Below are 23,987 nucleotides of genomic sequence, written 5' to 3' on the forward strand. Positions count from 1 at the left end.
AATTATGATCCTAAGGTATATATTAATACTTCTTTGGCGTATTTGGTTTTATATAATGATGGGAGTTCCTATTATTATATTATTTCCAGTGTTGCTGATATTGACTTCTAGAGAAGAATGGTATGCTAAATTCTTTGTAGTAGCTCGTTTTTGGGCAAAGATAGTATTGTATGGTAGTGGTTTTGTTCCAAAAGTGAAACAGGAGGGAGAAGTCGATCGAAATAGAAGTTATATGTTTGTTGCTAACCATACCTCTATGGCCGACATTATGTTGATGTTATATTGTATAAAGAATCCTTTCGTTTTTGTTGGAAAAAAGGAATTGGCAAAAATTCCAATATTTGGTTTTTTCTATAAAAGAACGTGTATTCTGGTAGATCGAAGTAGCCAAAAGAGTAGAAAAGAGGTTTTTGATAGAGCTCAAGAAAGATTAAAAGGTGGTACCAGTATTTGTATTTTTCCGGAAGGAGGAGTGCCAGATGATGAATCGGTTATGTTGGATGAGTTTAAAGACGGAGCGTTTAGACTTGCGATCGATCATCAAATCCCTATTCTTCCGTTAACTTTTCTGGATAACAAGAAACGATTTTCTTATACTTTTTTTAGTGGAAGTCCAGGTTTGATGAGAGCTTTTGTACATAATGAAATTCCTACCAAAGATTTTACTCAGGATCATAAAAAAGAACTTAAGAGCAAAACGAGAATTGTTATTTTGAATAAACTGAGTTCAAATTCCTTATAGATAAATACATTGTTTAAAAACAAAAGCTGTTCCTCCCCAGAAACAGCTTTGTCATCATTGCTTCCCTAGAGCAATAATTTAACCTAACCAACTAAATTTACCTAACACATTTTTAGGTATTCTTTCTTTTTCATGATACTAAAACCTAAAACTTACTCCGGTATATACACCAAAATAATAAGGCCTAAAATTTTGAGCGTTATCTCTAAAACCATTAAACTGATATTTAAAGATAGGCTCCATATTGATCTTAAATTGATCTGATAATTTATAATCAAACCCTATGCCAATATTACCACTAAAGCTAACATCATTTACGGTCTGCTCTCTTGATACATTATCATTTCTAAAACTTCCGGCAATCACAGAAACTTCATCACTTTCTAAAAATAAAGTGCTTACTCCTCCTATCATATGAATACCCATTTTAGAATCTGTAAGGGCATATTTCAGTTCTAAAGGAACTTCAATATATCCTATACTGTGATTAAGCAGTCCAGGATTTTGTGAAGTAACCAGAATTTCACTGTTAACATCTCCAGGTGGAGGTGCAAGGGAAACAGAACCATTACGATAATCCGATACTACAATGCTTTGTGTATTGCCAGCTCCGTTGGCATCTCTTCCTAATGCAGCAATTCCAAAACCTACATCTTCAGTGTTATACCCTACATCTACTTTACTTACACCAGATCTTACAATTAATCTTTTATTGATAGCATACGCAACTTGTATTCCGTAACTAAGATTAACTTCTCCTTGTTTTGTATTATCCGAGAATTGCGGATCTATTGAAGAACCGCCAAAAGAATCATAATAAACTGGTGCTACATTAGGAGCAATATTCCATCTTTTTTCTTTTTCAGGATCCGTAGTGGCAACAACTTTTTCTTTGTTTTCCTTTTCTTTAATAGCATCAAAGATTGATTTTTTACCAGTATTATCTGGATTTTCAATTTCTTTTGACTCCCCAGTATCACTAGCAATAGCTTCTTTAATATTATTGTCAATAATGGTAGGATCTACAAAATTAGAATCATTATCAATAATTGACTGCTTTTTACCATCAACGGTTGTACTTTCTTGCGCTGCTATTTTCTGTAGTTCATTCTTGTTAGAAGTAGTTGTTAGGTTTTGCTTTTCTATTTTAGAATTTGTGCTTTTAGATACAGTAGCAATATCAGATGTAAATTTTTCTTCTTGGATAGTAGTGTTATTTCTTATATCGTTACGATTTAGATTATTCGTGTCTTGTTTTTCTTCAGTTACAGATGTAATTGATGTATTCTGTTTATTAGCAGTATGATTAGAAGGGTTTATATTATCAATAAATGGCTGTGTTTTGTTAGAATCGGATATAGAAGTATCTGTAAGAGCCTCATTATTCGTGCTCATATTCTTTTCTTCACCATCTGTAAAACTAGCTTCCTGATTTACGACACCTTCTTTAGGTTTATTTAACTCGATACTAGGGTTTTTAGGTGTAATTACATTTTCATCCTGAACATTATCATTGGTAACAATTACATTATTTTTATTAGCCGTGTCAGGTAATAAAAAAGAACCTACTGATAAAATAACTGCAACTAAAGCAGCTACTCCTGCAACTCTGTACCAAAAAGGTATAATTAATATACGTTTGCGATCATCATTTTTACGGGCTTTTATTTTTTCCCATACCGCATCATTAGGAGTAACTTCAAAATCTTTGAATTTCTCCTGAAATAATCTGTCTATATTTTTTTTATCATCCATCTTCATCCTTCAATTGATTGAACACGATGTTCTTGATTACTTTCTATTTTTTCTTTTAAAATATTTCTTGCTCTCGCTAAATTAGACTTAGATGTTCCTACGGAGATCTCTAACATTTTGGCTATCTCTTTATGAGAATAACCATCTAAAACATATAGATTAAATACCAATCTATATCTATCAGGTAATTGTTGAATGATCTCTAATAAATAGTCTAAAGAAACATTGTCTTCATCTATTTCTACCTCTACATCTTCAATCTGCTCTTCTCCAATAATTTCGAATACTTTTTGTTTTCGATATTTTTGTAAAGCAGTGTTTATGGTTATTCGTTTAACCCATCCTTCAAAAGAGCCTTTTCCGTTATATTGTCCTATCTTATCAAAAATTGTGATAAAAGCGTCTTGCAAGGTATCTTCAGCACTAGAGTAATTATTCGAATATTTTAAACATATTGAAAATAATTTACTACCGTATAATTTATACAGTTGCTCTTGTGCCTTAGCATCTTGTTTTTTACACTTTTTTATGAGTTGCTCTAAACTCACGAACAATTTTGTTTGAGTTAAAAAGTTTAAACGAAATATTAATCTACAACAGGGACTTCCCTGATTAAAAATTGATTCTCTCCTTGATCATCTCTTCCTTGCCAAAATCTAAAAACATAAGAATCTTCTGAACCTACAATAAAATTAATAGATGCATCGATGAGATCACTTTGTGATAGATCTTCACATTCACGATCATTTACAACAACATTTACTACCGAAACCGTACGTTCATTAGATAATCTGTCATAATCAAAACCACTAAATGAATGACAATCAGAAGGTCTAAAATACGAAACAGTTATTTCATAGGTTTCTCCTCTTGTAAATTGATCCGGAATATCCACTTGCTCTATGGGTACTAACTCATAAGAGAAGTTAATGCCCAAATCATCATTTGTTAAACAACTAGATAAACAGGCTGTTACAATGATTAGTGCTATTATTTTAATCCTTTTCATACTGCTAACTTTGGGGTTATACATACCAAATTCTATTTAATAGATGATGAGTTAGTACGAAGGTTGCGTTTAAAGTATAAAAAAATAGTAGATTTTACTTATTTAATATTTCAGCGAAAAAATTTGCTTTTGTTTTGGTGTTTTGACAAAAAAAAATCCCGAGAACTCGGGATTTTTGTATAGAATTTGAAAATTGTTTATTCACTAACAATTTTGATAGCTTCTTTTATCTTCTCCTCTAATTCTTCCATAAGCTCAGGATTATCATTAAGTAATGATTTTACTGAATCTCTTCCCTGCCCAAGTTTTGTGTCCTGATAGCTAAACCAAGATCCACTCTTCTTTACGATTTCATAATCAACTCCGATATCAATGATCTCGCCAGTTTTAGAAATTCCTGTTCCATACATAATATCAAACTCAGCAGTTCTAAATGGTGGAGCTACTTTGTTTTTTACAACTTTAACACGTGTTTTATTTCCTTGTACTTCGCTATTACTGTTTTTAATCTGTGTCGATCTTCTGATGTCTAAGCGTACAGATGCATAAAATTTAAGTGCATTACCTCCAGTAGTGGTTTCTGGGTTACCAAACATAACTCCAATCTTCTCACGCAACTGATTAATAAATATTACTGTACAATTAGTTTTACTAATAGAACTGGTTAATTTTCGTAGTGCTTGAGACATTAATCGAGCATGAAGTCCCATTTTAGAATCACCCATTTCTCCTTCGATTTCACTCTTTGGAGTTAAGGCTGCAACGGAGTCAATTACGATAATATCAATTGCTCCTGATCTGATCAGATTGTCAGCAATTTCTAACGCTTGCTCACCATGATCAGGCTGTGAAATAATAAGGTTGTCAATATCTACTCCTAATTTTTCTGCATAGAATCTATCAAAGGCATGCTCTGCATCTATAAAAGCAGCAATTCCGCCATTTTTTTGCGCTTGCGCTATTGCATGTAATGTCAAAGTGGTTTTACCAGAAGATTCTGGCCCAAAAATTTCTATAACTCTTCCTTTAGGATATCCTCCAACTCCAAGTGCTAAATCCAAACCTAGAGATCCCGTAGGAATAACTTCTACTTCCTGAACTGCATCATCGCCCATTTTCATTACAGTTCCCTTACCATAAGCTTTATCTAGCTTGTCTAAAGTTAGTTTTAACGCTTTTAATTTTGCATCTTTTTCTTTTTCAGTACTCATGCGCTGACTCTCTTTTGTAATTGATTTTTGCTAAAATACTACAAGTTTTTTGCATAATACTTTCAAATATTCAACTTAGGCAACTAATTTATTAACAATGATCTGGTTCTTTAACCCGTTTTATGCTGCTTAATTTTTTTTTAATGATGGACGCAACCTTTTTTATATAACGGCATCTACCTAAAAAGCAATACTAGAACAATTGTGCGTAAAGAAGATGTAGATGAAGTTTCTTAAAAGAGTCGTAAGACATAACCTTTATGGACATATGACTACGAAAATTAGTAGTTGTATAGTAGAAGGTGGCTAGCTTCTTTATTTGATTTTAATCGTTTAGATGAAATAATTATTCAAATAACGAATTAGCCAAAAAATGCCTTGAAGTGGTTTTCAAGGCATTTTTTTATGGAGACAATCATACTCTTGGATATTATAGCAGGATTTGTACTTTTGCAAAAAATTAAATTATTTCTCTAACTTAAAAATTAGTATAGCATGCAACTGTACAATAAATTAAGTGCAAAAGAGAGAGCAGCCCTTATTGATGAGGCAGGTACGGATCGTCTTACGCTTTCTTTTTATAAATACGCACACATCGGTAACACCGAAATTTTCAGAAATCACTTATTTATTAATTGGAATGAATTAGATGTACTTGGTCGAATTTATGTGGCCAATGAAGGAATCAATGGTCAATTATCGGTTCCTGCACCTAACTTTAATGCTTTTAAAGAACATCTGGATAGCATTACATTTTTAGAAAATGTAAGATTAAACATTGCAAGAGAGCAAGATGTAAAATCTTTTTTAAAGTTGAAGGTAAAAGTTCGTAAGAAAATTGTCGCGGATGGATTAAACGATGATACGTTCGATGTTACCAATAAAGGAGTACACGTGGATGCTGAAAAATTCAACCAATTAATAGAAGATCCCGATACTATTTTGGTGGATATGCGTAATCATTATGAAAGTGAAATAGGACATTTTAAAGGAGCTATCACTCCAGATGTTGATACATTTCGAGATTCATTAGATATTATAGAAGAAGACTTAAAAGAGCACAAAGAAGATAAAAACCTGGTGATGTATTGTACAGGAGGAATCCGATGTGAAAAAGCAAGTGCATATTATAAGCATAAAGGTTTTAAAAAAGTATTTCAGTTAGAAGGTGGTATTATAGAATATGCCAGGCAAGTGGAAGAAAAAGGACTTGAAAACAAATATTTGGGAAAAAACTTTGTTTTTGATCATAGAAGGTCCGAAAGAATATCAAACGATATCATATCTAATTGCCATCAGTGTGGAAAACCTTGTGACACCCATGTAAACTGTGCTAACGAGGCATGTCATTTGTTGTTTATTCAATGTCCAGAATGTGCGGCAAAAATGGATAATTGTTGTTCTGTTGAATGCAAAGACATTAACAGTTTGCCGTATGAAGAGCAAAAAGCACTTCGTAAAGGAAAAGGGAACAGCAATAAGATATTCAAAAAAGGGCGTTCTGAGGTATTAAAATTTAAGCAGTAATGCTAAAATGATTTAGATACTATGGATTTAAAAGAAATCATAGTATCTTTATCGATTAAGTGAATGTTGGATGAGGAACATCCGACCTGAGTAAGAATCATATTTGTCGCATATTTTGCGAGCAAATTACAATATATAAAAGTATATGGGGTGTAGTAGTTGTTCCTCCGGGAAAGACGGACAGCCAAAAGGATGTAAGAATAATGGTACTTGTGGCACAGATGGTTGTAATAAGTTAACCGTTTTTGATTGGTTAGCGAATATGTCGCTTCCAAGTGGTGTAGCTCCTTTTCATTGTGTAGAAGTTCGTTTTAAAAACGGAAGAAAAAGCTTCTTTAAAAATACAGAAAATTTATCGTTAAGTATAGGAGATATTGTAGCTACAGAAGCTTCTCCTGGTCATGATGTAGGGATTGTATCACTTACAGGCGAATTGGTACGTATTCAAATGAAGAAGAAAAAGGTAGATATCGATAGCGATGATGTAAGAAAGATTTACAGAAAAGCATCGCAAAAGGATATTGATATCTGGCAAAAAGCTAGGGATCGTGAGAAACAGATTCAGGTAAGATCTAGAGAAATTGCCATTCGCTTAAATTTGCAAATGAAAATCTCTGATATAGAATTTCAGGGAGATGGATCCAAATGTACTTTTTATTATACTGCAGAGGAACGAGTAGATTTTAGACAGCTTATTAAAGAGTTTGCACAAGAATTCAGTACTAGGATAGAAATGAGACAAATTGGTTTTCGTCAGGAAGCAGCTCGTTTAGGAGGGATTGGATCTTGTGGGCGCGAATTATGCTGTTCTACGTGGCTTACAGATTTTAGGTCAGTGAATACCAGCGCGGCAAGATATCAGCAACTATCTTTAAATCCTCAAAAGTTAGCAGGCCAGTGTGGGAAATTAAAGTGTTGTTTGAATTATGAATTGGATGCTTATATAGATGCGCTGAAGGAGTTTCCGAAGACCGAAGTAAAATTGAAAACGGAAAAGGGTACAGCTGTTTGCCAGAAAATAGATATTTTCAAAGGATACTTATGGTATGCTTATGAAGGAGAATGGATGAATTGGCATAAAATATCTGCGGATCATGCAAACGAAATTATAGAGGCTAACAAGAAAAATGAAAAAGTACTTGGACTAGAGGAATTTGCTTCTGAACTATTAGAAGATACTAAAGTAGATTTTGAAAACGTTGTAGGACAAGATAGTTTAACAAGATTTGATCAACCTAAAAGAAGTAAAAGAAGAAGAAATAAGAACAGGAATAGAAATAAGAAAAAGGTTGCTGCGGATACTACTGCTAAAAAGCAAAACCCGCAAAAAACTAAAGAGAATCCTTCCAATACCAATACTAAAAATTCTAATTGGAAAAAGAATAATCAACGTAATAAAAAACGAAAACCACAGCAACGAAAAAATAATGATAAATCTTAGACTTATTATACTACTTTTTTTAGGCGTTTGCTTGTATTCATGTGATGATGCAAGGGTTTTTGATGAATATAAAACAGTTTCCAGTTCTTGGGAAAAACAAGAAAAAGTTACTTTTAATTTACCAGAATTAGACTCTATAGAAAACTATAACTTATTCATTAATGTAAGAAACAATAATGATTATAAGTTCAGTAATCTTTTCTTGATTAGTGAAATGGAATTTCCAAATGGTAAGATTGTTACAGATACATTAGAATATGAAATGGCAAAACCAAATGGAGAATGGTTAGGTGTAGGTTTTTCTGATGTAAAAGAGAACAAGCTGTGGTATAAGGAGAACGTTAGTTTCACAGAAAATGGAGTGTATAAAGTTACGCTTCAGCATGCTATGAGGAAGAATGGAGAGACATTCGGTATTAATGAACTCGAAGGAATTACAGATATTGGTTTTAGAATAGAATTTGCACAAAATCCTAAATAATAATGGCAAAAGCAACACCTAAATCGACTAGGAAAAAGTCGGCATCAAAAGAAATCAGTGTTTTAAACTATATTAAGTGGTTTTGGATCACTTTTGCTTCAGGAATTGGCCTAGTAATTCTGATATTTCTTTTTGCAAGTTGGGGGTATTTTGGTGAAATGCCAGGTTTTGATGAATTAGAGAACCCTCAGAATGATTTAGCTACTCAGATTATTTCTTCTGATGGAAAACAAATAGGAACTTTTTTCAAGGAAAACAGAACTCCAGTGAGTTTTGAAGATTTATCTCCGAAGTTGGTAGAAGCTTTAGTCGCTACAGAAGATGTGCGTTACTATGATCATTCCGGGATAGATGCTAGAGGTACGTTAAGAGCTGTCACATTTTTGGGAAGTAAAGGTGGAGCTAGTACGATTACACAGCAGTTAGCTAAACTTCTGTTTACAGGTACAAGATCTCGAGGTTGGCAACGATATACCCAAAAAATTAAAGAATGGGTAATCGCAGCTCGACTGGAAAGACAGTACACTAAGGACGAGATTATGGCAATGTATCTTAATAAATATGATTTCCTTAATCAGGCCATTGGAATTAGTTCTGCTTGTCGAATTTATTTTAATAAAACTCCTAAAGAGTTAAAACAGGAAGAGGCTGCTGTATTGGTAGGGATGTTAAAAAATTCTTCTTTGTTCAATCCGCTTAGACGTCCAGAATTAGTTAAAAACAGAAGAGATGTAGTGTTGTCACAAATGGCAAAATATGAATACATCACAGAAAAAGAAAAAGATAGCTTACAGCAGTTACCTTTGACACTAGATTATGCGCCAGAAGGGCATTCTGATGGAATAGCAACTTACTTTAGAGAGTATGTAAGAAGTTGGATGGGAAATTGGGTAAAGAAAAACCCGAAAGGAGAAGATGAAGATGGAAACACTCAGTTTTATAATATTTATAGAGACGGTCTAAGAATTAACGTAACTATCGATTCTCGCATGCAAAAATATGCAGAAGAAGCGGTGCAGGAGCATATGTCAAATCTTCAGAAAGAATTTGACAAGCAGGAAGAGAAAAATAAAACAGCACCGTTTAGAGATCTTACAAAGCAAGAAGTTGATGGTATTATCAAACGAGCTATTAGGAGTTCTGCGAGAAGAAAAAAGATGTTGTCTCAAAATAAAAGCGAAGAGGAGATTCTGAAATCATTTGATATTAAAACGGAGATGAAAGTATTTTCCTGGAAAGGGTATATAGACACTATTATGACTCCTAGGGATTCTATTTTATATTACAAGAGTTTTTTAAGATCAGGAATGATGTCTATGGAACCACAGACAGGACAGGTTAAGGCTTGGGTTGGAGGAGTAGATATTAAACATTTTCAATATGATCATGTGTATCAAGGAGCACGTCAGGTAGGATCGACATTTAAGCCCTTTGTGTATGCTACAGCAATTGATCAATTAAAATTATCACCTTGTGATACATTACCAATGTCACAGATTACAATACCAGCAGGATCTCATGGAGTAATGGAGGATTGGACACCAAAAAACAGTGACGCGGATTATACGGGATATTTAAGTCTTAAAGAAGCATTGGCAAAATCGGTAAATACCATATCTGCACGTTTAATGGACCGTATTGGACCAGAACCAATTGTGAGATTAGCAAAAAAATCAGGCGTTGAATCAGAAATTATTGAAGTAGCATCGATTGCCTTAGGATCTGTAGATCTCAAACTATCAGAGATGGTAGGCGCCTACAGTACTTTTGCTAATGAAGGTATTTATAATAAACCTGTAATGATCACCAGTATTGAAGATAAGAATGGTACAACATTATATCAATTCGAACCAGAAACACGTGATGTTATTAGTAAAGAGGCTGCTTATGTTACCCTAAATTTATTAGAAGGAGTTACACAATCAGGATCCGGAGCTCGTCTTAGATCGGGACCTTCTAATAGATACGATTATAAAAATGTGGTAACAGGTTATCCGTATCAATTTACGAATCCTATTGCTGGTAAAACAGGAACTACACAGAATCAAAGTGATGGATGGTTTATGGGAATTGTACCAAATTTATGTACCGGTGTATGGGTTGGTGGAGATGATCGTGCTACACATTTTAATTCTACCAGATATGGTCAGGGAGCGACTATGGCTTTACCAATCTGGGCATTGTATATGAGAAAATGTTACGCAGATAAATCATTAAAGGTATCTAAATCAGCTTTTAGTAAACCTGAAAACTTAACCATTGAGGTTGATTGCAAAGAGTTTAAGAAAAGGATTAAGGTTGAAGATCCGGTAGAAGACGAATTCGGTCTTTAAAATAAATTTCTGTTATCCATGATGGAGAACAAGGATACGAGCATAAAAGAACAAAAAGGATTTGTGAATCTGGATCAGAGGCTATATATCAAGTGTTTTTGGATCGGCTTTGTTTCTTTGATTGGCATCGGGATTTTGTTGTTTCTTTTGGCGAGTTGGGGTGTTCTCGGAAAAATGCCAACTTTTGAAGATCTAGAAAATCCTAGGACAGATTTGGCAGCACAAATTATTTCTTCAGATGGTGTGCAGTTGGGAACAATTTTTCAACCAAATGAAAACAGAACTCCTATTGTATATGATGATTTACCACAGCATTTGGTAGATGCTCTCATTGCTACTGAAGACGCACGTTTTTATGAGCATTCTGGAGTAGATGCCAGAGGTACATTACGAGCATTTACATCATTAGGAAAAAAAGGTGGAGCTAGTACCATTACGCAACAGCTAGCAAGATTACTTTTTATAGGTCTTAGATCAAAAAATATTGATAAGTACACTCAAAAAATTAGGGAGTGGGTTATTGCTGCACGTCTCGAAAGGCAGTATACAAAGAATGAGATCATAGCAATGTATCTGAACAAATATGATTTTGCGAGACAGGCAATAGGTATAGGATCAGCATCCAGAATTTATTTTAATAAGGAACCCAAGGATCTAACAATAGAAGAAGCTGCAGTGCTTATAGGAATGTTAAAAAGCGCTACCTATTATAATCCTATTACGAAACCAGAGCGTGCTCTGAACAGGAGAAATACGGTTCTGGCACAAATGGTAAAATATGGATATCTACAATTTAAAGAAAAAGATAGCCTTAAGAAGTTACCTATTCAATTGCAATATACTCCTGAAGGATATTCAGAAGGAAGTGCTACCTATTTTAGAAATGTGGTAAAGAAGGAGGTCCAGACTTGGATTAAAGAACATCCTAAGGGTGTAAATGATGAAGGTGTTACGGAATTTCATAATATTTTTAAAGATGGACTAAAGATTTATGTTACGTTAGATTCTCGAATGCAAAGGTACGCAGAAGAGGCTGTTAAAGAACATATGACGAATCTTCAAAAGGAGTTTAATAAGCAAGAAAAAACTAATAGAACTTCACCTTTTCGAGGTATTTCTTCTGGGCAAATAAAAGATATCGTAAATAGAGCTATTAAAAGTTCTTCGAGAAGAGCAATAATGAAAGAGCAAGGTGCAAGTGAAGAAGAAATAATTGCTTCGTTTGATAAGCCAACCAAAATGAGAGTGTTTTCCTGGAAAGGAACTATCGATACGATCATGACGCCTAGAGATTCTATCCTCTACTACAAACGGTTTTTACACACAGGATTGATGTCAATGGATCCCCAAACCGGGGAAGTTAAAGCTTGGGTAGGTGGAATTAATAACAGGTATTTTAAATATGATCATGTAAATCAAGGAGCGAGACAAGTAGGTTCTACATTTAAGCCTTTGGTATATGCTACTGCAATAGATCAGTTGAATTACGCTCCTTGTTACAGAATACCAAGAGCCAAAGTAACGATACCAGTGGGTAAACATGGTGTTTCTGGAGAGGATTGGACTCCAACAAATCCTGATAATAATTATGCGGGCTCTGTTACACTAAAAGAAGGTTTGGCAGGATCGATTAATACAGTTTCGGCTAGATTAATTGATAGAATCGGACCTGCACCTGTGATTAATCTTGCAAAAAAGCTGGGAATTACCACCCCTTTAGATACCGTTGCCTCTATTGTTCTGGGGACCGAGGCTATAAAACTTTCGGAAATGGTAGGAGCTTATAGCGTTTTTGCAAATGAAGGAATCTATAGTGAGCCTTATATTATTTCTCATATAAGAGATAAAAATGGAGCTTTATTGTATGAGAATGTTCCTAACAAAAAAGATGTTATAAATAAAGAATCTGCTTATCTAACGCTCAATTTAATGCAAGGAGTCACAGAAACAGGTTCAGGGAAACGATTACGTACTGAAGCTTCCAATTCATACATTTATAAGAAGCTGGTAACAGGACATCCTTACAAATTTGAGAATCCTATAGCAGGTAAAACAGGAACTACCCAGAATCAAAGTGACGGATGGTTTATGGGCATTGTACCAAATTTATGTACAGGAGTCTGGGTAGGTGGTGATAATCGTTCTACCCATTTCGAATCGATTGCCTACGGAAATGGAGCCACCATGGCATTGCCAATTTGGGCGCTTTACATGAGAAAATGTTATGAAGATCCAGTCTTAAATATATCTAAGTCAGAATTTAAAAAACCACAAAATCTTTCTGTGGAATTAGATTGCGATATTTATAAAAAAGAGGTTAAGTACGAAGATGAGCTGCGCTTTTAGAACGTATTTATCTATCTCTTAAATATTTCCAAAACTATAAGTTTTCAAACGTTTTAGTACTGTTTTTTTTGGTACATTTAATCCGCTAAAAATAGAATAATATGATTCGTAAAATAGTTAACGGAGTTCAGGAAGCTACCGAAGGAGTCAAAGATGATATGACTTTTATGCTAGGTGGTTTTGGGCTTTGTGGAATACCAGAAAACGCGATAGCAGAATTGGTTCGAAAAAATATCAAAGGGTTAACTTGTATCTCTAATAACGCTGGTGTGGATGATTTTGGATTAGGACTGCTACTACAGCAAAAGCAAATAAAGAAAATGGTCTCTTCTTATGTAGGAGAAAATGATGAATTCGAAAGACAGATGTTGAGCGGAGAATTGGATGTAGAGTTGATTCCTCAGGGAACATTAGCAGAAAGATGTAGAGCTGCGCAAGGCGGATTTCCGGCATTTTATACACCTGCAGGATATGGAACTGAAGTAGCAGAAGGGAAGGAGACAAGAGAGTTTAATGGCAAAATGTACATACTCGAAGAAGCTTTTAAAGCTGATTTTGCCTTTGTTAAAGCTTGGAAAGGTGATGATGCCGGTAATCTGATTTTCAAAGGAACAGCAAGAAACTTTAATCCTTGCATGTGTGGAGCGGCAAAAATAACAGTTGCCGAAGTAGAAGAACTAGTTCCTGCAGGAACACTAGATCCTGATCATATTCATATCCCGGGAATTTTTGTACAAAGGATTTTTGAAGGAAAGAACTATGAAAAAAGAATAGAACAAAGAACAGTACGAAAAAGATAAATCATATGTTAGATAAAAACGGAATAGCTAAACGTATAGCAAAGGAACTGGAAGACGGTTATTTTGTGAATTTAGGAATTGGAATTCCAACGTTAGTAGCCAATTATATACCAGATGGGATAGCAGTGGAGTTTCAAAGTGAGAATGGAGTATTAGGTATGGGACCTTTTCCTTACGAAGGAGAAGAAGATGCAGATATCATTAATGCAGGAAAACAGACAATTACAACAATGCCAGGAGCTTCTTTTTTCGATTCTGCTACAAGTTTTAATATGATTCGTGGTCAACATGTAGATCTAACTATTTTGGGAGCAATGGAAGTGGCAGAGAACGGAGATATTGCAAACTGGAAAATTCCTGGTAAGATGGTGAAAGGAATGGGTGGTGCAATGGATTTGGTGGCTAGTGCAGAAAATATTATCGTGGCCATGATGCATACAAATAGAGCAGGTGCTTCTAAATTACTATCTAAATGTTCTTTGCCTTTAACAGGAGTGAAATGTGTGAAAAAAGTAGTTACTAATTTAGCGGTATTAAGTATAACTGAAGATGGTTTTAAATTGTTAGAAAGAGCTCCAGGAGTAAGTGTAGAAGAAATTGAAAAAGCTACAGAAGGAAAGCTAATAATTGAAGGAAATGTGCCAGAAATGGTTTTGGATTAATCAAATCGAATTCTATATGAAAATGAACACTTTTCTAAATTAGGAGAACGAATAATAAATGAGATTAGTTTTTTTTGTAAAAATAGACTTACAAAAATTCAATATTTGTAAGATAAAACTTACTTAATAAATATGTTTTTACCTTACCTAAACCTTTGCTTTAACTTGTAAATAGGCATTAAACGTTATTAAATGTTAAAATTTTGTGTTTTTTGTCGATTTTAATTGTATTTAAACGTAATTTCCAAATTAATTTTGGATATTAGCAATCCCTTGAAAGTAGTACAGTTAAATGTTCTCTTTTAAAAATTAATTAAATTTTTAACCCTCACACATTGCCCTATTATGAAAAAGCGTTTAAATCGTATTCAGAAATCAGTTAAACCTACAATCGAATTGATTTCTAACTGTATGTATTTAGCAAAAAAAGTATTTTTGTTTTAACAAAAGGTATTCCTTTTTGTTATGTGATTTTTTGTTGTTAATAAATCGCAACCTCCCCAAGTCGCGATGAATATAAAAAACCTGTTAGTCTAAGGAGCTTAACAGGTTTTTTATATTTAAAGTTATTTGATTTCTGCGATAATGACACCAAAGTTGCCTTCTAGTTGTTCCCAGCTTTTAGCAGGCAAGTAGGTTTTTGACACAAAACCATCTAAATATAGCGCATTCTTGCAACCTTTCTCCTTAAAGAAGGAAGCGAAGTCATAAAAATTTATTTTTTCTTTGGACATTGCAAATAATAAATTACCGTTTGGTAATATTCCAACTCCGTTCCTAATATGAACATTTGGTGATCCTTGGTTAAATTTCTCATGAACTTTTCCTTCTATCAGTAACATAGGACCTGATTGGGTGGCATAGATTATGTTCTTTTCAAAAGAGAAGTTTTTGGTAGTTACAATATGTGGGGTATTATGGGTAATATAGAAAATTCCATTTGGTTGTAGATAAAAGTTGCCATATGCATTTTGAATAGTATCTAGTGGTGATTTTATAATATTATTTTCTATATACAATCCTTGTGGAGATAAGTCTTTCTTATACATTCCTCCATTCATAGCAAAAACGAGTTCCTTGCCATCATCATTTAGGGCTTTCTTAAGCTTCTGAAAACTTTCATAATTTTTATTGTTTTTATTTTTCCAAAAGAAATGTAATTGTTGATTCTTTAGATCAACTTGGTAACTTATGAATTTTGTATCATTATTGGTTTTTTGCGAGTAGCTGAAACCTATGTAGATAAAATATATTAAGACAAGAAGTGAATATTTATTTTTCATAGTTATGAAATATGGAACCAGAGTGTATAATTGTATTTTATAGGTATGATATGATGCTACGAGTTAGTTTTGTATTCATATAACATTAATTTTTCATTGTCACTGGGAATTGTAATGATTTTTACGAAATCGAAGTCTAGTTTTTCCAATAACTTCTGAGAGGATTTATTTTCTGGAATTGTAATAGCGCTGATTTTTTTTATTTTAAATTGTGTAATAGCAACTTCTTTTAGTTTAGAAGCACTTTCATAAGCGTAGCCCATTTTTTCATATGCTGGTAGAAATGCAAAACCTATGTCAAATCCATCAATTCCTTCTCGGTCATAGAGACCGCAACACCCAAGTTTTATATTGTCGGATTTTCGTATCACCGTATAATTCGAAAACCCGAGTCTTTCTAATTGTGGGAGCATTTTTTGTTCTATATAAGTTTTTGAATCTTCAATAGATTTCACGTTGCGATCACCAATGTTTTGTAACCACTTCGGTGTATTTAGAAGTTCTAAATAAAATGAAGCGTCCCCAATACCTGAGGGTGTTAATAATAATCTATCGGTCTCAAAGTGTTTCATGTATGCTACGAGGTTTTGATATCAAGAATGGTAATATACAAAAAGCCCAGAAACGATAGTTTCTGGGCTTTTTTATAAAAATTAAGGTTATCTATCTATAATTTTTATTCTACGATAAAACGAGCTTTTTGAGTGTTTACTTGTAGCATGTATACACCTGCTTCAAGATTTTGAACATTTATAGTGTTGGAGAAAGTTCCTTTTAGAACTGTTTGTCCAAGCATATTATAAATGATATAGTTTTGAGAACCTGATTTACCGTTATGAACATTAAGAGTTGATCCTGTTACAGGGTTTGGATATAGAGATAATCCTAATGGTGGTCCAACAAGATTATCAGATGTTGTTGCAAATGATGTTGTTGTTCCACAAGGTCCTAAATTCGTCCATCCTGTAGCAGTTCTTTCGTATAAGTTACCTTGGTATGTAACTTTATCACCTACTTGATAAGTTTGACTAGAACTCCATTCAGGTACACCAGCACATTGGTCTACTGGTCCGCTAGAATCACTTAAAGACACATTGTCAATAGCGATATCTGCTTGCCAAGTACTTCCAGTAATTCTGTTAAATCGTAACTGAACTCCTCCACCTACATAAGATGCAAGATCAATAGTAGCTGTTTGCCAAGAATTTCCTTGATTTCCTGTTTCGCTCCAGATACTAGTCCATGTAGCTCCTTCATCTGTACTTGCTTCAACAGCGATACTACCCATATCTGAAGCTCCATACATATGATAAGCGAATGAGAAATTAGCTTGGCTAAGTCCACTTAAATCAAAACATGGAGAAGTAATGATAGCTTGTTTGCTTGGATAACCTGTTCCATTTCCTGAAGCTTCTACATAAATATAGTAAGATCCTTGAGTAGCAGATGATGGTCCTGTGCTACTAGAGGGAGTACCATTAGCATCAACGGTCCAATTAAGGTCATCCGCTGTAGATTGTGTCCAATCTCCTATGGTGTTTTCGAATCCTTCACTATATGGGAAGGAAGAAATTCCTGAGGTACATCCACTTCCAGAACCTCCACCAGTTGTCGTAACATTTATTGTATTACTTGCTCCTGATACATTTCCAGCAGCATCTTTTGCACGTACGCTAAAAGAGTAAGAAGTATTAGCGGTAAGCCCTGTTACATTTGCAGTAGTGTTTGAGGTAGAACCGATAACACTACTTCCTTGATAAACATCGTATTCAGTAACACCTACATTATCAGTGGATGCATTCCAGCTCAATGTTAGAGCGGTTTCTTCTACATTAGATGCAGATAAACTAGTTGGTGCAGTTGGAGCCTGAGTATCAGCAGTTGCGCCACCTATAGTAACGGTGTAATCTTCTACTTCACCATATTGGAAAGATTCACAAGAAGTAGGCACTCCATTATATTTCATAGATACACGCATTCTCGTATTTCCGTCTGTAGCACCACTTGGCACAGTAAAACTTCCACTTACAGGAGTTGTTTGTGTAGCACTTTGTGTCCATATCTGTTCTCCAGAGTCTGTAAAGTCACCATCTTGGTTGTAATCAATCCAAACACTATATCCTTCACTATATACTGTTCCTGTCCAAGTAGGAGTTACAGTAATTGTGTAAGAATCACCTTTTGCTAATCCAGTAGCAACAGAAGTAAAATCTGAATATCCACCACTTCCAGCACCAGACGCGTTATCTATAGTTCCTAATTGAACTCTACTAATATATTCGTCTGCAACACTATTTCCGTTAGAATCACAATATGTCAATTGGAATTCTGTAGTAGTAAAGCTTGCTGTACTGCTATAGGAAGATGTAGTGCCATCAGAACACTTACTTCTTACTTGCACTTCATATGAAGTTAATTGAGTTAATCCACTTAGAGCGGTAGAAGTACCACTTACATCACTTAATGTTGTCCAAGAAGAAGTTCCTGCTACTCTATATCTAACATCATAAGTAGCCGCTGGTACTGATGTCCAGTTGATAGTAGCACTATCATAAGAGATATTCGATGCTCCAACTCCAGAAGGAACCGTAGCGTTACAAACTACTGGAGTTCCAGTTAATCCAGTTACAATTAGAGAGAAGTTTTGGCTTCCTCCTGTTAATGACCCTTTGTGAGTTACTGTAATTGTATATGTTCCAGAAGCACTACCTACATCAATTCTTTCGAATGGATCTACAGTATTGTCACCTGTTCCGTTAGTAGTTATGCTTGTTAATCTATATGGTTGGAATGTAGTAGATCCTTGGGTTACTCTAATATCAAGATCATTTACTAATACTGCATTATTAGAGTTGGTAGCTGTAACTGCCGTACCTGGTCTATCAGTCCAAGAAATAGAAGCCATTAACGGATTAGTTCCGTCAGAATCAACAGTAATTGTGTACGTCTGTCCACTGTTCAAAGTTAATTCTTCAATTTTTGTTTCGTTTCCTGCATTGGTGATAGTCTCAGCAGCTCTTTTAGCATTTAATAATCCCCAACCGTAAACAGCGTCAGGACCAGAAGGTCCAGCATCATCTGCAGTATGTAGAGCTAAACCTTTTAAAGTAGCAGCTCTCATAAGGTTACCATTTGTATTGTCATAATGTTGTTGTAATAATAACAATGATCCAGCAACATTTGGTGATGCCATAGAAGTACCCGTAATACTGGCATATGCTGTATTACTACTTTCGTATGTAGAATAAACTCCAGTACCATTTCCAGTAATGTCTGGTTTGATACGGTAATCATCGGTTGGTCCTTCACTACTTGAAGAGTTAATAGAAACACTATTTAAACTACCATCAGAAGCGATATTAGCATCTTGAGCATTTGCAACAACTAAATTATTTTTAGAAGTAGAATGTCCAGTAAGTTTATCATAAGAAGAATTCCCATCTAGCGGTTGACCGTTGTAACCATTTTGGTTACCATCGTTACCTGCGGCTACAACCATTAGATAGAAAGGAGCGTTAAACATTACTTCATCCCAATCTCTAGAAGTATCTATATAAGCACCAAAATATTGATCAGGTACAAGATCTCCTCTAAATCCGTAAGAGTGGTTAGAAATAATCATTCCATTAGCTGCAGCGCTGGTAGCTTCTGCAACATCGTTGTTCCACATATATCCATCTACTCTTGCCTGAGGTGCCATTCCTTTTGCCGCAGCTTGAACACCAGAAGCCATAATGGTTCCTGTTACGTGCGCAGCGTGGAAGTTTAATTGAGTTCCACCTTCAGATGCAGCATCTTGGATAGTAACACGATTGTTACCTCCAGGCCCATCATATTCTTGGTGAGATGCTCTTGCATGACCACCGTCCCAAACGTGAGCCGTCATGTTCTGACCATCTAAGTTTAATCCTAAAGAACCTCCAGAATTAAGATGATTTGTTCTTGTTGATTCTGCGGCATCCACGTTATAGGTTACGTAATAAATAGGAGTGCCATCTTCAGCAATTTTTTGTAATTCTGCAAAACTTCCGTTTTTAAGAGTGGTTTGAACAGGCCATCCATTTTGTTTTGCAGCCTGAATAGCTTCTTTCTTTTGAATAGCAGCTTTTTCAGCATTTTGCACTTGTAACTTGTTAAGTTCCGACAAGTTACTGCTCCGCATAATTTTTGACTTTTGTGCTGGTGTTTGAGCAAATACTCCAGCAGAAAGAAGAAACATTGTGGAAAACGCGAGAGTTCGCAGTTTTCCAAACCTTTTTGGCATAGTGCCAAAAACCCCAATAAGGTTTTTGTAACTTTTTTTCATTTTTATTGAGTTTGAGTTAGCTTTAATTAAATTTCTCTGATGATTTATCTGAGAAACAGCCAAAACTCTTAAATTATTCCTAATTGGCAAAAGATTTTCGATGAAGGGTTTAATAATGACTATACAAAACCTTAACAAAGAGTTAACGTTTGTTTCATTTATTCGGTAAGTAGGTAAAGGATTACAAAAAGTAATAACTTAACTGTTTAATCTAGTGTTTTTTGCACAAATTCTATAGCTCTATACTCGTTGTAAAAAATTCCCGAAGGCATATAAAAACCTACATGACCTCCAAAATCTGGGGTTTCTAAATAGAGGTCTGAATTTCTTTGAGCTTCGTTGTGTGGATAACAAGTAGTTCCTAGAAAAGTGTCATTTTTAGCATTGATGATTAGTGTAGGGATGGAAATGTCTTTTAGAAATTGATTGCTACTACACTTAGTGTAATAATCAATAGCATCCACATAGCCATGAGCAACACTTGTGTATAAATTGTCAATATCAATAAGGGAGCTACAAGCTTTGATATCGGATATACTAATTTCATTTGGAAATACTTGTTGCCTTTCCAACAACTTCTTTTTTAGACTCTGAATAAAACGTTGCTGATAGATAAAGTTTCTAGGTTTGTTAATTTCATTTAATGAGTTATAAAGATCACAAGGTACGGATACAGCCACAGCAGATTTTACTTGTTTAGGTGTTTTTCTTTCTCCTAAATATTTTAATGTGATATTGCCGCCTAGACTAAACCCACATATCGAGATAGCATGATAGTCTTTCTCTGTAATATGAGATATAATAGTAGCAAGATCATCACTTACTCCAGCATTATAGGATCGGTATAATCTATTTACTTCACCGCTACAATTTCTAAGATTTATGGCAGCTACATTCCATTGGTTTTTGACAAAATGTTTCGCAAGACCTAGGATATATTGCCTTTGTGCGTTTCCTTCTAGTCCATGGACCAAAACAGCTACTTTTCCTTTAGATCTGGGATCACTAGAATAGCTCCAATCGATATCGATAAAATCTCCGTCTTTTAGTTCTACTCTTTCTCGATTTTGTTCTATACCTTTTACTGTTCTAACCAGATTAGGATAGATGGTGGAAAAATGACCATTTCGGAAAAAATATGGTGGTTTGTAGTTTGAAGGGACGAAAGGCATTAGTATAAAATATTATCCTTTGGTTGTACTTTTTCGGGCAGATTTATCTCATCCAGCATATCTCGTAAGTCTATCTCTATAGTTCTACATAATGCTGTCATAGGAACATCGTTCACTCTTCCTTCAAAGGGGTCTTCACTATTACTACCTACTTTTTCCATCGTAGTAAATATCCAGGAAATTAGTACCGATAACGGGATCATTAAAAAGATAAACCAAGGCTGTAAATGTTGCGACATATCACCAAGCTCACTTTCAAAAACATTTAATAATCCAAATGGTAATAGTAATACAAAGATCCAAGTAAAAACAGTACTGAAATATGCATATTGTCTAGGAAAAGGGGTGTTTTTTATACGTTCACATTTACCTTGTAAGTTGTACAATTCTTCTAATACACCATGTAACAGCTGGTTATCAAATGGGCTTATTTTTTCAGAACTTAATAGCTCTTTTAGATGCAGTCCCTGATTTTTTACAAGATGAGTCGCTGCATTTTTTCTTTTTAGAAGGTCGTTGTATTCTTCTTCAGAAACAAAACTTTTAGAGGCATCACAGGCAGGATTTCGCTCTCCATGTTTTTGAAGTAAACGCTCTACTGAGGCATTTTCTTTCATCGAAAAAGAAGAGGGTTGTCTTAGTTGGACTCGTAAGGCGTTGATCCAAGCGATATGACGATATATTAATATTCTCTTGGTTTCTGTAGAATCATCTACTAAGCTCAAAACCTGATTTGCCCAGGTTCTGCTATAATTAACGATTCCACCCCATATTTTACGTCCTTCCCAGAATCGATCATAACTCTGACTGTTTTTAAAACCTATATAAAAAGCTACAGCAATACCAATAACAGATAAAGGTTGAAAGGGGATGTCTATAAATTGTAAGTCAAAAAAATAATAGAGAGAGAAAATACTTGCGGTATAGAGGATAAAGAAGAGTAGATTTTTCCATGCAAATCTTAAAATAAGTCCCCAACCAATATTACGTTTGATGTACATGTGTGATTTTTTGTTCTAAAGTAAGAAGACCTCGTTGGTTTTCAAAATAGAAATATTTAAAAGTCTAGCTCAATCTTGGGGATAATATTAACTAAAGTTTATTATGCAAGCATATTATCTGTTTTGTATTTTTGACCCAATAAAATCTTAAGTATGTATTTAAAAGAGTTCGAAATTCGATGGAATGATATTGATGCTAATCGTCATTTAGCAAATAAGGCGTATATAGAATATGCTGCGCATACCAGAATGACATTTTTATCTGAGCTAGGTTTTGATCAAAGACTCTTAGGTAAGCTTAATATAGGTCCTGTTGTTTTTTATGAACACATCTATTATTTCAAAGAAGTTTTTTATGGAAGACCCGTTAGAGTTTCTTTGGAACTTGTGGGTATGAGTGAAGATGGAAAGTTTTTTGAGTTCTTGCATAACTTTTATGATTATAAAGGAAGAAATTTTGCAAGATGCGAAATGATGGGGGCTTGGTTAGATTTGAAAACGCGGAGATTAATTCCACTTCCTGAAGAAATGCGTGAATTTATGGATAAAGTAGAGCGTCCGGATAGCTTTAAAATACTTACGAAAGAGGACACACGAAAGTTTGCCAAAATCCCAACTGATTTAAGTTAGTTTTTTGGGTTTTTTAGTAACTAGGTAGACTCCTACAAAAACTAGTATTGCCGCTATTATTTGAATCAGTTTTAAAGAATCTGCTCCCATTGCCATGGCAAAACTTATGGCTAATAATGGTTGTAGATATATGAAAGCGCCAATTGTAGACGCTTTTAAAGTTTTTAAAGCAAATACATTTAGAAGGTAAGTAAAAAAAGTGGTTCCTATTACTACAAATACCATTTTCCAAATAACATCATAAGGTAATGAGGTCCATTGAACTTCATTAAATTCTGAAATCGTAACAGGGAAATTAATGATAACACCTAATAAGAAAAACCATTTCATTAAGGTGATAGCATGATATTTAGCCGTTAATGGTTTTACCATTACAAGATAAATTGCGTAAGAAGCGGCATTTACTATAAACAGGGCGTTTCCTAATGGAATATTAGGGGCGTCTTGTCGTACTTCGGCTCCAAATAGTATAAGTCCTAATGCACCCGAGAAGCCTAATAAAATTCCAATAGATCGTAACCAGGTGATTTTTTCATTCAGAAAAATGGCAGATAGGATAAATACCAAAATTGGCGCTATGGTAATCATAACCGAACTATTAATAGGAGTTGATAGTTGTAGGCCTTTGAAAAACATCAACATGTTAATAGCCATCCCAAAAACTGCACAGCCAAAAATTCTTAACCAATCGGATCGATCAATTTTTTGTTTTGGCACCCATATAGAGGCAAGCCAAAAAAGTAAAGTGGCTCCTATAACCCTAAGAAAGATAAATCCAAAAGGTTTAATGTAGGTAGGCATAACACCTTTTGCCAATGTATGGTTAATGGCATAAATCAAACTTGCTCCAAAAGCAGCTAATAGCGCTATGGTTCTTTTATCCATTAATCTGCTTATTTGCCGCTTCAACCACTTTTTTGCTGTTTCCAATAAAAATTTGGTTGTCATATATGATTACCGGACGTTTTAAGAAGGTATAATGTTCTAGAATTAAGTCTTTGTAATCGTTCTCTGAAAGAGTCTTATTTTTTAAATCTCTTTCTTTATAAAGTCTCGCTCTTTTACTAAACAGAGATTCGTACGTTCCAGAAAGTGATTTCATTTCTTCTAGTTGAGTTTGGGTAATAGCTTCATTTTTAATGTCTTGTAAAACAAAGTCAGAAGAAGGATTTAATTCTTTTAAAATTCGTTTACAAGTGTCACAAGTGGATAGATGGTATATTTTTTTCACGAGAAAATAGTTAAAATGTCAAAATACATACAAAGGAAATTCATTTCACGATGAAAA

General features: G+C 34.5%; 20 protein-coding genes. 9 read left to right on the forward strand and 11 right to left on the reverse strand.

All coding sequences use genetic code 11. The features are described from left to right. Positions 1–4 precede the first annotated feature (4 nt). Positions 5–742, forward strand: a complete 738-nt coding sequence (locus Q1A73_RS23070; RefSeq protein ID WP_299610759.1) for a lysophospholipid acyltransferase family protein — start codon at positions 5–7, stop codon at positions 740–742. A 138-nt stretch (positions 743–880) separates the two neighbouring features. On the opposite strand, the gene Q1A73_RS23075 is transcribed toward Q1A73_RS23070, so the two are convergent. The 4 genes from Q1A73_RS23075 to recA all read right to left on the reverse strand — a co-directional run bounded on the left by Q1A73_RS23075 (position 881) and on the right by recA (position 4,717). After that, entirely contained in the window at positions 881–2,497 is a 1,617-nt protein-coding gene (locus Q1A73_RS23075; RefSeq protein WP_299610761.1) for a hypothetical protein, read from the reverse strand. 2 nt (positions 2,498–2,499) lie between these two features. Next, the gene (locus Q1A73_RS23080) at positions 2,500–3,045 is read right to left on the reverse strand and encodes an RNA polymerase sigma factor (protein WP_299610763.1); all 546 of its coding nucleotides are present in this window, start codon (positions 3,043–3,045) and stop codon (positions 2,500–2,502) included. A gap of 38 nt (positions 3,046–3,083) precedes the next feature. Continuing rightward, on the reverse strand, positions 3,084–3,506 hold the full coding sequence (locus Q1A73_RS23085; protein ID WP_299610766.1) for a hypothetical protein: 423 nt from the start codon (positions 3,504–3,506) through the stop codon (positions 3,084–3,086). A gap of 197 nt (positions 3,507–3,703) precedes the next feature. Further along, on the reverse strand, positions 3,704–4,717 hold the full coding sequence (gene recA, locus Q1A73_RS23090; RefSeq protein WP_299610768.1) for a recombinase RecA: 1,014 nt from the start codon (positions 4,715–4,717) through the stop codon (positions 3,704–3,706). Between the two features lie 495 nt (positions 4,718–5,212). Between recA and Q1A73_RS23095 the strand changes: the two genes are divergently transcribed. The 7 genes from Q1A73_RS23095 to Q1A73_RS23125 all read left to right on the forward strand — a co-directional run bounded on the left by Q1A73_RS23095 (position 5,213) and on the right by Q1A73_RS23125 (position 14,307). Further along, positions 5,213–6,244: a rhodanese-related sulfurtransferase gene (locus Q1A73_RS23095; protein WP_299610771.1), complete on the forward strand. Its 1,032-nt coding sequence runs from the start codon at positions 5,213–5,215 to the stop codon at positions 6,242–6,244. A gap of 145 nt (positions 6,245–6,389) precedes the next feature. After that, entirely contained in the window at positions 6,390–7,685 is a 1,296-nt protein-coding gene (gene ricT, locus Q1A73_RS23100; protein ID WP_299610774.1) for a regulatory iron-sulfur-containing complex subunit RicT, read from the forward strand. Continuing rightward, on the forward strand, positions 7,672–8,166 hold the full coding sequence (locus Q1A73_RS23105) for a gliding motility lipoprotein GldH (protein WP_299610777.1): 495 nt from the start codon (positions 7,672–7,674) through the stop codon (positions 8,164–8,166). Before ricT ends, Q1A73_RS23105 begins: the two co-directional genes overlap by 14 nt. Before the next feature lie 2 nt (positions 8,167–8,168). Further along, on the forward strand, positions 8,169–10,499 hold the full coding sequence (locus Q1A73_RS23110) for a transglycosylase domain-containing protein (RefSeq protein ID WP_299610779.1): 2,331 nt from the start codon (positions 8,169–8,171) through the stop codon (positions 10,497–10,499). 18 nt (positions 10,500–10,517) lie between these two features. Then, positions 10,518–12,845 carry a transglycosylase domain-containing protein gene (locus Q1A73_RS23115; protein WP_299610781.1) on the forward strand — a complete coding sequence of 776 codons (2,328 nt, stop codon included), beginning with the start codon at positions 10,518–10,520 and terminating at the stop codon, positions 12,843–12,845. A 101-nt stretch (positions 12,846–12,946) separates the two neighbouring features. Continuing rightward, entirely contained in the window at positions 12,947–13,645 is a 699-nt protein-coding gene (locus tag Q1A73_RS23120) for a CoA transferase subunit A (RefSeq protein ID WP_299610783.1), read from the forward strand. A 5-nt stretch (positions 13,646–13,650) separates the two neighbouring features. Further along, positions 13,651–14,307 carry a CoA transferase subunit B gene (locus Q1A73_RS23125; protein WP_299610785.1) on the forward strand — a complete coding sequence of 219 codons (657 nt, stop codon included), beginning with the start codon at positions 13,651–13,653 and terminating at the stop codon, positions 14,305–14,307. A 566-nt stretch (positions 14,308–14,873) separates the two neighbouring features. Here Q1A73_RS23125 and Q1A73_RS23130 read toward each other — a convergent pair. From Q1A73_RS23130 to Q1A73_RS23150, 5 genes are all read right to left on the reverse strand, one after another. Further along, positions 14,874–15,590 (reverse strand): phosphodiester glycosidase family protein, encoded by a 717-nt coding sequence (locus tag Q1A73_RS23130; RefSeq protein WP_299610787.1) that lies wholly within the window; start codon positions 15,588–15,590, stop codon positions 14,874–14,876. A gap of 56 nt (positions 15,591–15,646) precedes the next feature. Beyond that, positions 15,647–16,162 carry a GNAT family N-acetyltransferase gene (locus Q1A73_RS23135; protein ID WP_299610789.1) on the reverse strand — a complete coding sequence of 172 codons (516 nt, stop codon included), beginning with the start codon at positions 16,160–16,162 and terminating at the stop codon, positions 15,647–15,649. Positions 16,163–16,266: 104 nt separating this feature from the next. Then, a complete protein-coding gene (locus Q1A73_RS23140) occupies positions 16,267–19,896 on the reverse strand; it encodes a S8 family serine peptidase (RefSeq protein WP_299610792.1) in 3,630 nt (1,209 codons plus the stop codon). Between the two features lie 206 nt (positions 19,897–20,102). Continuing rightward, complete coding sequence (locus tag Q1A73_RS23145) at positions 20,103–21,068, reverse strand: alpha/beta fold hydrolase (protein ID WP_299610795.1); 966 nt, start codon at positions 21,066–21,068, stop codon at positions 20,103–20,105. After that, on the reverse strand, positions 21,068–22,069 hold the full coding sequence (locus tag Q1A73_RS23150; protein WP_299610798.1) for a bestrophin family ion channel: 1,002 nt from the start codon (positions 22,067–22,069) through the stop codon (positions 21,068–21,070). Before Q1A73_RS23150 ends, Q1A73_RS23145 begins: the two co-directional genes overlap by 1 nt. Before the next feature lie 153 nt (positions 22,070–22,222). On the opposite strand from Q1A73_RS23150, the gene Q1A73_RS23155 reads away from it, so the two are divergent. Beyond that, complete coding sequence (locus Q1A73_RS23155) at positions 22,223–22,699, forward strand: thioesterase family protein (protein ID WP_299610800.1); 477 nt, start codon at positions 22,223–22,225, stop codon at positions 22,697–22,699. On the opposite strand, the gene Q1A73_RS23160 is transcribed toward Q1A73_RS23155, so the two are convergent. Together Q1A73_RS23160 and Q1A73_RS23165 are read right to left on the reverse strand one after the other, a co-directional pair. After that, on the reverse strand, positions 22,691–23,584 hold the full coding sequence (locus tag Q1A73_RS23160; RefSeq protein ID WP_299610802.1) for a DMT family transporter: 894 nt from the start codon (positions 23,582–23,584) through the stop codon (positions 22,691–22,693). The two genes, Q1A73_RS23155 and Q1A73_RS23160, sit on opposite strands and share 9 nt — an antisense overlap. Continuing rightward, the gene (locus Q1A73_RS23165; RefSeq protein ID WP_299610804.1) at positions 23,577–23,930 is read right to left on the reverse strand and encodes an ArsC/Spx/MgsR family protein; all 354 of its coding nucleotides are present in this window, start codon (positions 23,928–23,930) and stop codon (positions 23,577–23,579) included. The genes Q1A73_RS23160 and Q1A73_RS23165 overlap by 8 nt, the downstream gene beginning before the upstream one ends. Positions 23,931–23,987: the final 57 nt, after the last annotated feature.

It is taken from the genome of uncultured Aquimarina sp. (genome assembly GCF_947492115.1).
Lineage (GTDB): Bacteria > Bacteroidota > Bacteroidia > Flavobacteriales > Flavobacteriaceae > Aquimarina.

Coding starts and splice junctions, on each gene's coding strand:
- recA (WP_299610768.1), bottom strand. CDS start 4,717: ATGAGTACTGAAAAAGAAAAAGATGCAAAATTAAAAGCGTTAAAACTA.
- Q1A73_RS23105 (WP_299610777.1), top strand. CDS start 7,672: ATGATAAATCTTAGACTTATTATACTACTTTTTTTAGGCGTTTGCTTG.
- Q1A73_RS23115 (WP_299610781.1), top strand. CDS start 10,518: ATGATGGAGAACAAGGATACGAGCATAAAAGAACAAAAAGGATTTGTG.
- ricT (WP_299610774.1), top strand. CDS start 6,390: ATGGGGTGTAGTAGTTGTTCCTCCGGGAAAGACGGACAGCCAAAAGGA.
- Q1A73_RS23150 (WP_299610798.1), bottom strand. CDS start 22,069: ATGTACATCAAACGTAATATTGGTTGGGGACTTATTTTAAGATTTGCA.
- Q1A73_RS23135 (WP_299610789.1), bottom strand. CDS start 16,162: ATGAAACACTTTGAGACCGATAGATTATTATTAACACCCTCAGGTATT.
- Q1A73_RS23075 (WP_299610761.1), bottom strand. CDS start 2,497: ATGGATGATAAAAAAAATATAGACAGATTATTTCAGGAGAAATTCAAA.
- Q1A73_RS23155 (WP_299610800.1), top strand. CDS start 22,223: ATGTATTTAAAAGAGTTCGAAATTCGATGGAATGATATTGATGCTAAT.
- Q1A73_RS23110 (WP_299610779.1), top strand. CDS start 8,169: ATGGCAAAAGCAACACCTAAATCGACTAGGAAAAAGTCGGCATCAAAA.
- Q1A73_RS23140 (WP_299610792.1), bottom strand. CDS start 19,896: ATGAAAAAAAGTTACAAAAACCTTATTGGGGTTTTTGGCACTATGCCA.
- Q1A73_RS23130 (WP_299610787.1), bottom strand. CDS start 15,590: ATGAAAAATAAATATTCACTTCTTGTCTTAATATATTTTATCTACATA.
- Q1A73_RS23095 (WP_299610771.1), top strand. CDS start 5,213: ATGCAACTGTACAATAAATTAAGTGCAAAAGAGAGAGCAGCCCTTATT.
- Q1A73_RS23085 (WP_299610766.1), bottom strand. CDS start 3,506: ATGAAAAGGATTAAAATAATAGCACTAATCATTGTAACAGCCTGTTTA.
- Q1A73_RS23160 (WP_299610802.1), bottom strand. CDS start 23,584: ATGGATAAAAGAACCATAGCGCTATTAGCTGCTTTTGGAGCAAGTTTG.
- Q1A73_RS23145 (WP_299610795.1), bottom strand. CDS start 21,068: ATGCCTTTCGTCCCTTCAAACTACAAACCACCATATTTTTTCCGAAAT.
- Q1A73_RS23125 (WP_299610785.1), top strand. CDS start 13,651: ATGTTAGATAAAAACGGAATAGCTAAACGTATAGCAAAGGAACTGGAA.
- Q1A73_RS23070 (WP_299610759.1), top strand. CDS start 5: ATGATCCTAAGGTATATATTAATACTTCTTTGGCGTATTTGGTTTTAT.
- Q1A73_RS23120 (WP_299610783.1), top strand. CDS start 12,947: ATGATTCGTAAAATAGTTAACGGAGTTCAGGAAGCTACCGAAGGAGTC.